This window comes from Ruegeria sp. CDSC042 (genome assembly GCF_059610745.1).
Genome location: NZ_JBXWOF010000006.1, coordinates 170,368 through 183,665 on the forward strand (window position 1 = coordinate 170,368; position 13,298 = coordinate 183,665).

Annotated in this window: 11 protein-coding genes; 8 read left to right on the plus strand and 3 right to left on the minus strand. The window is 58.6% G+C overall.

The features are described 5' to 3' along the window. Positions 1-3: 3 nt before the first annotated feature. From paaK to paaG, 3 genes are read right to left on the minus strand one after another with little or no spacing between them, the layout of a single operon-like run. Complete coding sequence (gene paaK, locus AC2FHX_RS13955) at positions 4-1,314, minus strand: phenylacetate--CoA ligase PaaK (protein ID WP_142639891.1); 1,311 nt, start codon at positions 1,312-1,314, stop codon at positions 4-6. 24 nt (positions 1,315-1,338) lie between these two features. Continuing rightward, positions 1,339-1,764, minus strand: a complete 426-nt coding sequence (paaI, locus tag AC2FHX_RS13960) for a hydroxyphenylacetyl-CoA thioesterase PaaI (protein ID WP_142639944.1) — start codon at positions 1,762-1,764, stop codon at positions 1,339-1,341. Between the two features lie 2 nt (positions 1,765-1,766). Continuing rightward, positions 1,767-2,552: a 2-(1,2-epoxy-1,2-dihydrophenyl)acetyl-CoA isomerase PaaG gene (paaG, locus tag AC2FHX_RS13965; protein WP_496702188.1), complete on the minus strand. Its 786-nt coding sequence runs from the start codon at positions 2,550-2,552 to the stop codon at positions 1,767-1,769. Positions 2,553-2,655: 103 nt separating this feature from the next. Here paaG and AC2FHX_RS13970 point away from each other — a divergent pair, with 103 nt between their 5' ends. The 8 genes from AC2FHX_RS13970 (at position 2,656) to pcaF (ending at position 13,286) form a co-directional block, all read left to right on the plus strand. Then, positions 2,656-4,689 carry an FAD-dependent oxidoreductase gene (locus AC2FHX_RS13970; RefSeq protein WP_496702186.1) on the plus strand — a complete coding sequence of 678 codons (2,034 nt, stop codon included), beginning with the start codon at positions 2,656-2,658 and terminating at the stop codon, positions 4,687-4,689. 69 nt (positions 4,690-4,758) lie between these two features. Then, positions 4,759-5,778: a TRAP transporter substrate-binding protein gene (locus AC2FHX_RS13975; RefSeq protein ID WP_271949076.1), complete on the plus strand. Its 1,020-nt coding sequence runs from the start codon at positions 4,759-4,761 to the stop codon at positions 5,776-5,778. A 57-nt stretch (positions 5,779-5,835) separates the two neighbouring features. Further along, positions 5,836-6,342 carry a TRAP transporter small permease gene (locus AC2FHX_RS13980; RefSeq protein WP_496691527.1) on the plus strand — a complete coding sequence of 169 codons (507 nt, stop codon included), beginning with the start codon at positions 5,836-5,838 and terminating at the stop codon, positions 6,340-6,342. Next, a complete protein-coding gene (locus AC2FHX_RS13985) occupies positions 6,339-7,691 on the plus strand; it encodes a TRAP transporter large permease (RefSeq protein ID WP_496702184.1) in 1,353 nt (450 codons plus the stop codon). Before AC2FHX_RS13980 ends, AC2FHX_RS13985 begins: the two co-directional genes overlap by 4 nt. Then, the gene (locus AC2FHX_RS13990) at positions 7,691-8,878 is read left to right on the plus strand and encodes a cytochrome P450 (RefSeq protein WP_496691529.1); all 1,188 of its coding nucleotides are present in this window, start codon (positions 7,691-7,693) and stop codon (positions 8,876-8,878) included. Before AC2FHX_RS13985 ends, AC2FHX_RS13990 begins: the two co-directional genes overlap by 1 nt. A 107-nt stretch (positions 8,879-8,985) precedes the next feature. After that, complete coding sequence (paaZ, locus tag AC2FHX_RS13995; protein ID WP_496702182.1) at positions 8,986-11,016, plus strand: phenylacetic acid degradation bifunctional protein PaaZ; 2,031 nt, start codon at positions 8,986-8,988, stop codon at positions 11,014-11,016. A 49-nt stretch (positions 11,017-11,065) separates the two neighbouring features. After that, positions 11,066-11,881, plus strand: a complete 816-nt coding sequence (locus AC2FHX_RS14000) for a PaaX family transcriptional regulator C-terminal domain-containing protein (protein ID WP_496702180.1) — start codon at positions 11,066-11,068, stop codon at positions 11,879-11,881. A 202-nt stretch (positions 11,882-12,083) separates the two neighbouring features. Then, positions 12,084-13,286, plus strand: a complete 1,203-nt coding sequence (gene pcaF, locus AC2FHX_RS14005) for a 3-oxoadipyl-CoA thiolase (RefSeq protein ID WP_496702178.1) — start codon at positions 12,084-12,086, stop codon at positions 13,284-13,286. The last annotated feature ends 12 nt before the right edge of the window (positions 13,287-13,298 follow it).

The window sequence follows — 13,298 nt, forward strand, 5'->3', positions numbered from 1 at the left end:
GGCTTAATCCTTATCGCGGTTGTCGATGACGCGCTTCGCCTTGCCCTGAGAGCGTTCGACGTCGCCCGGCTCACCTACAACAATTTCTGTTGAAACTCCAACGATGTCCTTGATGCGTTTGGTCAGCATCCGGGCGGCCGCCGTCTTGGACATTTCATCGGTAGATCCCGGAGAGGCTTCGACAAAGACCCGCATGGCATCCATCCGGCCGGATTTATACAGCTCGACCTGGTAATAAGGCGCAAGGCCTCCGGTCGCCATGACCTGTTCCTCGATTTGGCTGGGAAAGACATTGACGCCGCGCAGGATCATCATGTCGTCGCTGCGGCCGGTGATCTTGGCCATGCGACGCATGGAACGGGCCGTTCCGGGCAGCAGGCAGGTAAGATCGCGCGTGCGATAGCGGATCATCGGCAGCCCTTCTTTGGTCAGGGTGGTAAAGACCAGCTCACCAGTTTCACCGTCGGGCAGTACTTCGCCGGTGGCGGGGTCGATGATTTCTGGCAGAAAGTGATCTTCCCAGATCACTGGGCCATCCTTGGTTTCGACGCATTCGCTGGCAACGCCGGGCCCCATGATCTCCGACAGGCCATAGATGTCGACCGCATGCATGTCGAATGCAGCCTCGATTTCCGAGCGCATCGCGTCGGTCCAGGGCTCGGCGCCGAAGATACCAACCTTCAGAGAGCTTTCGCGCGGATCAAGGCCCACCTTATGGAATTGTTCGAGGATGTTGAGCATGTAGGATGGGGTCACCATGATCCCATCGGGTTGAAAATCTGTGATCAGTCCAACCTGCTTTTCGGTTTGCCCGCCACCCATCGGAACGACGGTCGCCTCTAGACGTTCGATGCCGTAATGCGCGCCCAGACCCCCGGTGAACAGGCCATAGCCATAAGCGTTATGCACGATATCGCCCTTGCGCAGACCTGCGGCCCGCAGCGACCGAGCACCCAGATCGGCCCAGTTGTCGATATCGCCTTTGGTATAGCCCACAACGGTTGGCTTGCCGGTTGTCCCGGATGAGGCATGCAGCCGAACCAGTTGGCTGCGCGGCACGGCGAACATGCCGAACGGGTAGTTGTCACGCAGGTCGTTCTTGTAGGTGAATGGAAATTTCGAAAGGTCAGATAACTGTTGCAGGTCATCTGGATGCACGCCGGCATCGTCGAAGCGCTGGGTGTATATCGGCACGTTTTCGTAAGCGTGACGCAGGGACCATTTCAGACGCTCCAACTGGGTGGCGCGGATTTCGTCAACCGAGGCGATCTCGATCGGGTCCAGGTCAGCTTTGTTAGGGGACAGGTCCTCCATCGCGTTACTCCTTCGATCGCGAAGCTATTCTTGAAAATTCGTGCCACCAATCGCGCGGGACATGCCGCGGAATTCGGCGACCACGTTGCTGTCTTGATTGGTGACGCGCACGTCATAGATGCCGCTGCGGCCCGTAACCGAGACCTCGGTCGCGGTGGCCGTCAGGCGATCCCCCAGCTTGCCGGGGGCGAGATAGCTCATCATCGTGTGCTGGCCAACGGTCGCGTGATTACGGCTGTTGCAGGCAAAGGCGAAGGCGCTGTCGGCCAGGGCATGGGTCACGCCGCCATGGCACATGCCGTGCCCATTACAGTGATGCGCAACGACGGTCAGCGCCAGAACTGCGCAGCCTTCGTCCACCTCGACAAGCTCCATGCCAAACCATTTGCTGGCTTCGTCACTCGCCCACATCGCAGCGGCTGATTTGCTGGCACGTTCCTTTGGTGTCATCGTCATTTACCCTGAAAATTGGGCGCGCGCTTTTCAAGAAAGCTGGACACGCCCTCGGCATAATCCGCGCTTTCGCCGCAGATTTTCATCGCATCAGCCTCGAACTCCAGATGATCGGACAAAGAGGTCGTCGCCGCTGCTTGGATACAGTGTTTGGTCTTGCCCAACCCAAGGGTCGGGCCATTGGCCAGTTGATCAGCCAGCGTACGAGCCTCTGCCAATAGCTGATCGTCGGGTATGGCTTTCCAGATCAGGCCCCAGTCTTCGGCCTGTTTGGCGGGCAGCGGCCGTGCGGTAAAGGCCAGCCCTTTGGCGCGCGCCTCGCCCAAAAGGCGGGGCAGGTGCCAGCTGCCGCCAGTGTCTGGGATCAGGCCGACCTTGGAAAAGCTCTGGATGAATTTCGCGCTTTCCGCTGCCAGAACCATGTCGCAGGCCAGTGCCAGATTGGCCCCGGCGCCGGCAGCGACGCCATTCACGGCGCAGATGACAGGGCAGTCCAACGACCGGATCAGACGCACGAGGGGGGCATAGAAACTGCGGACGGTTTTGCCCAGATCCGGCGGCCCGTCCATATTTGACGGATTGCGGTCGCCAAGGTCCTGGCCGGCACAAAAGCCACGCCCGGCGCCCGTCAGCAGCACTGCCCGCGCGCCTGTATCGCGCGCGGAATTCAAGGCAGCCTGAAGCGCATGATGCATGTCTTCGTTGAACGAATTCAGCTTGTCCGGACGGTTCAATGTAATCTCGACCCAGTTCCCGTGATTTTCTACAAGAATCGTATCGCTCATCACTGCCTCGGCCGGTATCGTTTCAACTTTATGATTGCATTAACCGAACGGTTGGTCAATATATAAACGCAAGCCGAATCTGAGCAAATCAAAGGGATGGGTTATGGCAAAATCGCCGGTGGTGAGCGTTGAGCGGAAGGGTGACGTTGCCTGGGTAACGATCAACAATCCGCCAGTGAACGCGACATCCGCTGCGGTGCGTCAGGGGTTGGCCGACGCGGTAGGTGCCATCAAAGGCGCGCGCGTGGCTGTCCTGCGATGTGCGGGTAAAACCTTTGTTGCCGGTGGCGATATGACAGAGTTCGACGCCCCACCGGTTGAGCCACATCTGCCTGACGTAGTACAGATGATCGAAGACAGTGAAGTTCCCTTTATCGCCTGCATGCACGGTACTGTTCTGGGCGGCGGGTTCGAGATTGCCATGGCTTGCGCTTGGCGCATTGCCGCGTCGGGCACCAGATTTGGTCTGCCAGAGGTCAATGTCGGCCTGATCCCCGGGGCAGGGGGCACCCAGCGTATTCCCCGTCTTGTGGGGATGGAGGCCGCGATTGACATGGCCTGCCGGGGCAAGATCCTGACTGCAGAAACGTTACTAGGGCTGGGTGGCCTTGATCTTGTCGCTGAACAGCCTGAGGCTGCCGTTGAGGCCTTTGCGGCCAACCTGCCGCAGCGACCAGTGCCAGTCAGTCAGCGTAGCCTCACCAGCTTTGCACCGGACCTGATAGAGGTTTCGCGCGCGGAACTTTTGAAACGGTCAAAGGGTCAGCAGTCTCCGCTGGAAAATCTGACGGCATTGGGGTGGGCAACCGAACCCTTTGCCGATGCCTTGCCAAAAGAGCGCGTCCGCCATTTGGCCCTGCGCCAAGGTGCCGAAAGCAGGGCCCTTCGCCATGCTTTCTTTGCCGAACGGAGCGTGTCCAAACCTTCTTTGATCAGAGGCGTAACCCCGCGCGACATCAGCCGTATCGCGGTGGTCGGCGGCGGTCTGATGGGTGCCGGGATTGCAACCGCCGCCCTGAATGGGGGGTTTTCTGTCACGTTGATTGAGCAGAACGCCGAAGCCGCCGCGGCGGCCTTGGGGCGTGTTAAGGGCCTGCTCGAAGGCGCTGCCAAACGGGGAAAGCTGACTGAGGCGCAGATGCAGAGCCGCCTGAGCGCTTTTCGCGCCGTTGACAGCTATGCCGACGCACGGGATGCGCAACTGGCCATTGAGGCGGTGTTCGAGGACATATCTGTCAAACAGCAGGTTTTCGCGGAACTCGCCCGGCATATGGACACAAACGCAATTCTTGCCACCAACACATCTTATCTGGATCCAAACCAGATTTTCGCCGGTATCGACAGTCCGGCCCGCTGTATAGGTCTACATTTCTTCAGCCCAGCCCATGTCATGAAACTGCTTGAAATCGTACATACCGGGCATTCGGACCCAGAGGTCATCGCCACCGGATTTGCGTTTGGCAAAAAGCTGGGCAAAGTGGCGGTCCTATCGGGCATTTGCGATGGCTTTATCGGCAATCGCATGCTGGCTGCATATCGGCGCGAGGCTGATTATCTGCTGGCAGATGGTGCGCTGCCTTATCAAGTGGATCAGGCCATGCGCGACTTTGGTATGCCCATGGGTCCGTACGAATTGCAGGATCTGACCGGTCTTCAGATCTCATGGGCCAATCGCAAGCGCAATGCCGCAACACGCCCACCGGATGAGCGCTATGTCTCTGTGGCCGACCAGCTTTGCGAGATGGAGCGTTTCGGGCAACGGTCCGGAAAAGGTTGGTATAGTTATGATGACGGCGACCGTACGCCGATCCGTGATACACAGGTCGAGGCTTTGATCGAAGCCAACTCGGCTGAACATGGCATCACCCGGCGCGCGTTTGCGAGCACCGAGATTTCGTCGCGCTTGATGGCGGTACTTGCGAATGAGGGCGCATTGATCATCGAAGAGGGTATCGCAGAAAACGCGATGGCCGTGGATATGGTCCAGATCCATGGCTACGGATTCCCGCGCTGGCGCGGGGGGCCGATGAACTATCGGGATGAAATTGGGGCGCAGCTGTCGCGGGGAATAATGGAGACCGTCGCCTCTGAAAGCCCCGGGTCTTGGAGGATTGCGGGGCAGACCACATCACCATGACTATTGATGGTTACAAAACGGACTATTAACGCAGATTCAATGTATGTTTCAGAGGGAGGAGACAAAACCATGAAATTCAACAGTTTGAGCACGCTATTGGCCTCAGCCGCCTTGGCCGTTTCGGGCACCGTGGCGCTGGCCGCAGATTATACGCTGACCATATCCAGCTGGGCGCCGCCGACCCACGGTATCAACGCGAAGATGTGGCCAAAATTCGTGGAAATGGTTGAAGAGGCCACAGACGGTCAGGTCACCGCCGAACTGAAGTTGGGGATCGCGCCGCCACCAGCACAGATGGATCTGATCATGGATGGCGCGGCGGATGCCTCGATCATTTTCCACGGCTACCAGCCGGGGCGCTTTGTCACCACAAAGATGATAGAACTGCCCGGATATGAAGGCTCGGCAGAGGCCGCATCGGTTGCATATTGGCGCACCTATGACGCGCATCTCAAGGCCGCGGACGAGCATCGCGGCGTGAAAGTGATCGCCCTGCATACCCATGGTCCGGCGCAGTTGCATTCCAGCAGCGCGGTGACCACGCTGGATGAAGTGTCGGGCCTCAAGGTCCGTATCCCGGGTGGGGTTGGCGGTGACGTCGGCACAGCGCTTGGCGCGACCGGCATCCAGGTGCCTGCACCGAAAGTCTATGAGACCCTTGCTTCGAAAGCAGCCGATGGCGTTGTCATGCCGTTTGAATCCCGCAAGGGTTTTAAGCTGACCGAGGTTGCCCAGAACGTTTACGAGGTTCCGGGCGGCCTGTATCGCGGGTCGTTCGCCTTTATCATGAACGAAGAAACGTTTGCCGACCTGCCCCCTGAGCTGCAGCAGGCGCTGGAGGAGAATGTGTTCGGTGAACCGCTGAGCCGCGAAATCGGCAAGATCTGGGACGAGATCGACGGGATCGGCCGCGAGGCGACCGAAGCCACTGAGGGCAACGCAATCAACGCGGCCTCGGCGGAAGATCTGGAAAAATTCAACGCGATCGCCGTTGATGTCCGCGCCAAGGTGATTGACGAGGTCAACGGCACCGGTGTTGACGCACAGGCGGCCTATGACATGATCGTAAATGAAATGGCTGCCCAATAACGCAGTCCGGCTGGCGGGGTCTCTTCGCCAGCCAAATTCACCAGCCGGGACCCAATCATGCAATCTCTCGTGACTTTTGCGCGTCGCGTCAGCATCGCTCCGACGCTGCTGGCCTGTATCGCGCTGTTCATCCTGATGGTGATGACCTTTTTTGACGTCATACTGCGGTCTGTCTTCAACGCCCCGATTGAGGCGGCGACTGAGCTGACACGTATTCTCATGGCGATCATGGTGTTTTCGGTTCTGCCGATGATCTCAGCCGGAAAGGGTCAGATCGCCGTCGACCTGACGGACGGAGTATTTTCCCGCTTGCGGCTGAGCCGAGCGCGTGACGCTGTTGTATATATTGTGTCGGGCGTGATGCTCATCTGGCCGATCAAACGCGTCTGGATTCTTGCCGAGCGAGCACGGGACTATGGCGATGTGACTGAATACCTGTCGATCCCGGTATTCTATGTCGGCTGGTTCATCGCCGGGTTCACTGCGATCACGGCCATGGCGATGATTGTCACGGGCCTAATTACTATCTTCTCCCCCCAATCCTTGTCGGAGACCTCTCAATGACCGCCGCACTTATCGGTTTTGCCCTTGTTCTGGTGCTTGTACTGGTGCGTCTGCCTATCGTCTTCGCGATGGGTCTGGTTGGTACGCTTGGGTTCGCCTACGAACGTGGCGGCAGCATCTTTTCGGAGCGCGGCTTGAAGGCGGCGATGTCGATGGTGGGTCGCCAGATCACCGATACGGCACAGGATTACGGATTGTCGGTGGTGCCTCTGTTCATCCTGATGGGCCTGTTCGTGAACAAAGGCGGGCTCGCGCGCGAGCTTTATGCGGTATCCAATGCATTTCTCGGCCATTTCCGGGGCGGCATCGCCATGGCGACTGTCGCGGCCTGCGGCGGGTTCTCGGCAATTTGCGGGTCGTCTCTGGCGACAGCGGCCACCATGTCCAAGGTCGCGATGCCGGAAATGCGCCGGTATGGTTATGCGGATGAGCTTTCGACTGCGTCGATTGCAGCGGGTGGCACGCTTGGCATCCTGATCCCGCCCTCGGTGATCCTGGTCATATATGGCCTGCTGACGGAAACCTCGATTGGCAAACTGTTTGTTGCGGGCATTATCCCCGGTGTGCTTGGCATTCTGTTTTATCTTTTCGCGGTGCGCTGGACCGTCTGGCGCAAACCAGAGGCGGGACCGGCAGGCGAACGCCACGGTTGGGTCGAGCGCCTGAGGGCCTTGCGCTCGGTCTGGGCCGTGTTGCTGCTGTTCTTTCTGGTCATTGGCGGGCTTTATGGTGCCTTCGATTTTCAACCGCTGAACCTGACCTTCAGCCCGACCGAGGCGGCGGGGATGGGGGCCATGGGCGCCTTTTTGATTGCCTTGTCGCGCGGCGGGCTTAGCCTGGGTTCAACATTCGAGGTTTTGAAGGAAACCACCGCGACCGCTGCGGCCCTGTTCTCGGTCTTGATCGGGGCGCAGATATTTTCGAACTTCATCAACCTCGCCGGTTTGCCCGAAGCGCTGATCGCCATGGTCACAGCGTATGACGTTGAGCCCTTTGTGGTGATCCTGATGATCCTGGGCATCTACATCATTTTGGGGTGTGTTTTTGAATCCCTGTCGATGCTGCTGCTGACCGTGCCGATCTTTTTTCCTCTGGTCACATCGCTGGGATATGACCCGATCTGGTTCGGCATTGTAGTGGTCGTCGTCACCGAAATCAGCCTGATCACCCCGCCCGTGGGGCTGAACGTGTTCATTCTGAAGGGTGTGGTCGGGGATGTGTCGACCGGGACGATCTTCAGAGGCGTCACGCCGTTTTGGATCGCCGATATCTTCCGGCTGGCCCTGATCGTTCTGGTGCCCTGGCTTGTGCTGGTTCTGCCGGAACAGATGGGTGCGATGGGCCACTGATGTTTGCGCTGACCAAGCTGCCTGACGGGTTCCACGATGATCCCTATCCTACCTATAGGGCGCTGCGTGAAGATACGCCCGTCTGCCTGCAACCCGATGGGTCGGTGATCCTGTCACGACATCAGGATCTGGACATCATCTATCGGGACACAACGCGGTTCATTTCGGACAAGAAGGCCGTGTTTGGCCCCAAATACGGGGTGGATAGCCCATTGTTTGAACATCACACCACCAGTCTTGTGTTCAATGATCCGCCCCTGCACTCGCGTGTCCGCAAGGTGATGGTGGGCGCGATGAACCCGCGCGCTTTGGCGCAGATGGAGCCGGGTCTGATCGAACTTGTCGACGGGCTGTTGGATCAAATGCAGGCCAAGGGCACAGTTGAGTTGATCGAGGATTTTGCCGGGGCGATCCCGATCGAGATCATCGGCAACCTGCTGGGAATCCCTCGGTCCGAGCGTGAGCCGTTGCGTGAGTGGTCCTTGGCCATTCTCGGGGCGTTGGAACCGCAGCTGACGCCCGAGCAGGAAGATTGGGGCAACCGCGCAGTCCGCGAGTTCAAAGCCTTTTTGCGCGATATCATCGACGACCGCAGGGCCAACCCGGGCAACCCGGAGACCGATGTTTTGACCCGGTTGATACAGGATGACACCGAGGGCGGCCTGACCGAAGTTGAACTGTACCAGAACTGCATCTTCATACTGAATGCCGGGCATGAGACCACAACAAACCTGATTGGCAACGCTTTGGATCTGTTGGACCGCCACAGGGATAAGCGGACCGAGCTGTTGGTTAATCCAGACCTGATTTTCACCGCAGTTGACGAGTTTCTGCGTCTGGAAAGCCCGAACCAGTTCGGCAATCGCCTGACCACTGAAGAGGTGGAATTTCACGGACATGTCATTCCAGCAGGAACCGATCTGCATCTTTGCATCGGCGCGGCCAACCGCGATCCGCGACAGTTTGATTGCCCCGACGACATGATGTTGGATCGCCGTCCCAACAAGCACCACGCGTTTGCGGGCGGACCGCATACTTGTGTTGGTCTGACCTTGGCCCGGATGGAAGGACGGGTTGCCATTAGCCGGTTTTTGAACCGGTTCCCTGATTACCAGATCACGGAAAGTGCTCAGCGTGGGGGGCGTATTCGGTTTCGGGGGTTCGCCCACCTGCCCGCGCAGGTTTGAACTAGCCGCGCTGCTTGTTCTGAAATTTATTGACCGACCGTACGGTTAATAATAAGATATCGCAAACGCCCCCGCGCGCTAGCCCTGCTGCGAGTAAGGAGAGACCTATGACGATCCAACAGATTTCAAGTTTTGCTGCGGGCGAGTGGATTGCGCCGGGGGCAGGTGCTCGCAACATCGCAAGCGCGGTGACGGGAGAGGTGATCGCAACAGCCGGAAACAACGCCTTGGACGTTCAGGGAATGCTGCATCATGCGCGCAATGTTGGTGGTCCTGCGCTGCGCAAGATGACGTTTCACCAGCGGGCCAAGATGCTCAAGGCGCTGTCTGTTCATCTGGGCAAGCACAAGCAGGCGATGTACGATCTGTCCTTCAATACCGGCGCAACCCAGGCGGATCATCTGATCGACATTGACGGCGGTATTGGCACGATGTTCGTCTTTGCCTCAAAAGGGCGGCGCGAGATGCCGGACGGGCATGTCTATCTCGACGGCGAGGTCGAGCAGCTTTCGCGCAATGGCACCTTTCTGGGGCAACATATCTGCACCCCGTTGAAAGGTGTTGCGATCCATATCAACGCTTTCAACTTTCCGGTCTGGGGCATGCTGGAAAAGCTGGCTCCGACTCTTCTGGCGGGGGTTCCGGCCATCGTCAAACCGGCCACAAATTCCTGCTATGTGACCGAGCTGTGCGTTCGGTTGATGCTCGAGTCGGGCATATTGCCCAACGGTGCATTGCAACTGGTGTCAGGCGGGCTGGGCGACATGCTCGATCGCCTGACCATGCAGGATGTGGTCAGCTTTACCGGCTCGGCGGATACGGCGCTGAAGCTGCGCGCGAACCCCGTAATCCTGGAAAATTCGGTCCGGTTCGTGGCGGAACAGGACAGCTTGAACTGCTCGGTCCTGGGCCCTGATGCCGCGCCGGGAACGCCCGAATTCGATCTGTTCGTCAAAGAGGTTCAGCGCGAGATGACCACCAAGGCGGGTCAGAAATGCACTGCCATCCGCAGGATCATCGCGCCCGAGCCGCATGTGCAGGCCGTGATTGAGGCGCTGTCCGCGCGTTTGGCAAAGACCACCATCGGGGATCCGAAACTGGAAACCACCCGAATGGGCGCGCTGGTCTCAGCCAGTCAGAAGCGCGATGTTTTGGAGAAGGCCGCGATTATAGGGCACGAGGCCGAGTGCGTCTTTGGCAACCCGGACGACTTCGTGGTCGATGGGGCCGATGCAGATAAGGGCGCCTTTCTGCCACCGATGCTGTTCCATTGCAGCGATCCCGATGCCGCGCAACGTGTGCATGATACCGAAGCCTTTGGGCCCGTCAGTACAATCATGGGCTATCGCGATACCGACCACGCGATTGAGCTGGCGAACCGAGGGCAGGGGTCTCTGGTGGCCTCAGTCATCACACATGATGCTGATGTTGCCCGCAAATTTGTTATGGGGGCAGGGGCCTATCATGGGCGGCTCTATTTCAACAACCGAGACTCGATGAAAGAATCCACAGGCCATGGCTCTCCTTTGCCGCATATGGTCCATGGCGGTCCCGGCCGTGCTGGCGGTGGCGAGGAAATGGGCGGTGTGCGCGGTGTGATGCATTATATGCAACGTACGGCGATTCAAGGATCGCCGGACATATTGACAGCTATTGGCGAGAGATGGGTGCCGGGTGCAGCCGAGGTCAATGCGCCAGCCCATCCATTTACACGCCGCTATCACGATCTGGCCATTGGTGAGACGATCCACACCGCACCGCGGACCGTGACCATGGAAGACATTGAACATTTCGCCGAATTCACCGGCGACACCTTCTATGCCCACATGGATCAGGCCGCGGCTGAGCGTAACCCGTTCTTTCCGGGCCGGGTCGCACATGGATATCTTTTGCTGTCTTTCGCGGCGGGTCTTTTTGTGGAACCGAACGAAGGGCCGGTCCTGGCCAATACTGGGCTCGATAACCTGCGCTTTATGAAACCGGTAGAGGCAGGCGACAGCATCAAGGTGCGCCTGACGGTCAAAAAGAAAACCCGCCGCAATGATGAATATGGCGAAGTGCGCTGGCATGTCACCCTGACCCAACAAGATGATGAGCCTGTGGCCGAATATGAGCTGCTGACCATGGTGGCCTACTAAGATTCTTGGGCCGGATGGTAATTCGATCTTGCCCGATTATACTTGCCGTATGAAAGATTCAGCCCCCGATTGGTTTGAAACCTGCGTTAGCCATCTGACCTCTGAGGGTACGCAACGGGTGTGGTCCGTGCTGGTGACGATATTCGGTGATCTGGCGCAGGAAGAAACAGATCAAATAAGTGGTGCGGTGATCACCGCACTGACCAGCCTTGCCGGGATCAAGGCCGAAGCCACGCGTGTTGCCCTGCATCGGCTGCGCAAGGATGGCTGGATCGAAAGCACCCGCAAAGGGCGCAGCAGCTTTCACCGCCTGACCGCGTTTGGCCGTCATCAGAGTGTGACCGCCGCACCGCGTATCTATGCCAAGGAAGGGCCGGAACCCGGCCTCTGGCATGTACTTATCGCCAGCAATTCGGACTCATCGCGCAAAGAATTGGCTGACCTGATGCTGACTGGGGACTACATCTCTCTCAATCCCGCAACGTCGATGGCTCCGGGTCAGGTTCCGGCGGGTCTTGAAGAGCTGATGGGCGTGGAAAGCAGCGCTATCTCTGTTCCTGGCTGGCTTCGGGATCTCTGCGGGCCAGAGGCGTTGAAAACCGCCTATGATCAGTTCTTGAGATCGACACAGATCATCGACCAAGAGATGCCGCCCGAGGGGGCGGGCGACCCGATGAAGACGGCCATTCTGCGTGTCCTGATCGTGCATAATTGGCGTCGTATTGTTCTGCGCCATCCCGCCTTTCCTGCAGCGTTTCTGCCCGCTGACTGGAAAGGCGCTACATGCCGGGCGGCTGTATCTCAGTTGTTGGAAAAACTGCCGCGCCCGGATTTAACATCCTTGGAAGCCGAGCTGGACAGCTAGGTTTTCTTTAGCGTCACCTATCTGATCCGCCCGATGCTGGTCATTCGGCGATCATTGCGGCGTTTCTCTCGCGCCAAATGTTACAGAAAAACTAAAAAAGAAAAAGAACTCGTAACATAAAGCTTGCCTCGAATCGATGGACGCCCTAAAAACCGACCATGCGGTCAATGATACGGATCAGCACCTACAGGAGAACTAAGTGATGGACGCATTCATTTGCGACGCGACGCGCACTCCGATTGGGCGATATGGGGGGGCTTTGTCGTCAGTCAGGACAGATGATCTGGCCGCGATTCCATTGGCCGCCCTGAAAGAGCGCAACCCGCAGGTTGATTGGGCCAGCGTTGATGATGTGATCTATGGCGATGCCAATCAGGCGGGTGAAAGCAACCGCAATGTGGCACGGATGGCGGCCTTGTTGGCTGGATTGCCGGTTGATGTGCCCGGAACAACAGTGAACCGATTGTGCGCCAGTGGAATGGATGCGGTTGGAATGGCGGCGCGGGGCATCAAGGCGGGCGATTATGATCTGGCTGTGGCCGGCGGCGTCGAAAGCATGTCGCGGGCGCCCTTTGTGATGCCCAAGGCGACCTCGGCCTTTACCCGCAGCAATGCGGTCTATGATACGACGATCGGCTGGCGCTTTGTGAACCCGAAGATGAAACAGGCCTATGGCATCGACTCGATGCCGCAAACGGCCGACAATGTGGCCGAAGACTTTGGTATCAGCCGCGATGACCAAGATGCTTTTGCGGCGCGCAGTCAGGCCCGATGGGCCGCCGCGCACGAGGCAGGTCTGTTCCGGGATGAAATCACCCCGGTCACGATCCCGCAACGCAAGGGCGATCCGATCATTGTCGATACGGATGAACATCCGCGCTCGGATGTGACCGTGGACAAACTGTCTGGTCTCAAAGGTGTCAACGGGTCGGACAAGACGGTGACCGCTGGCAACGCCTCGGGCGTCAATGATGGCGCTGCAGCCATTTTGATGGCCAATGAGGCGGCAGCGTCAAAGAACGGCCTGACCCCGATGGCCCGGGTCGTGGGCATGTCTGTCGCCGGGGTTGAGCCGCGTGTCATGGGCATTGGCCCGGTTCCGGCCAGCCGCAAAGTTTTGGCCCGCGCCGGGCTGAGCATCGAGCAAATGGACGTGATAGAGTTGAATGAGGCCTTCGCGTCCCAGGGTCTGGCGACACTGCGCGAACTGGGCCTGCCAGACGACGCGCCACAGGTGAACCCGAATGGGGGCGCGATTGCCATTGGCCACCCGTTGGGCATGTCCGGCGCAAGGTTGGTTATGACCGCGGCCTATCAGTTGCGGCGCACGGGCGGGCGATACGCGCTGTGCACCATGTGTGTCGGCGTCGGACAGGGCGCAGCGCTTATTCTTGAACGCGTATAGGGGAGATGACGG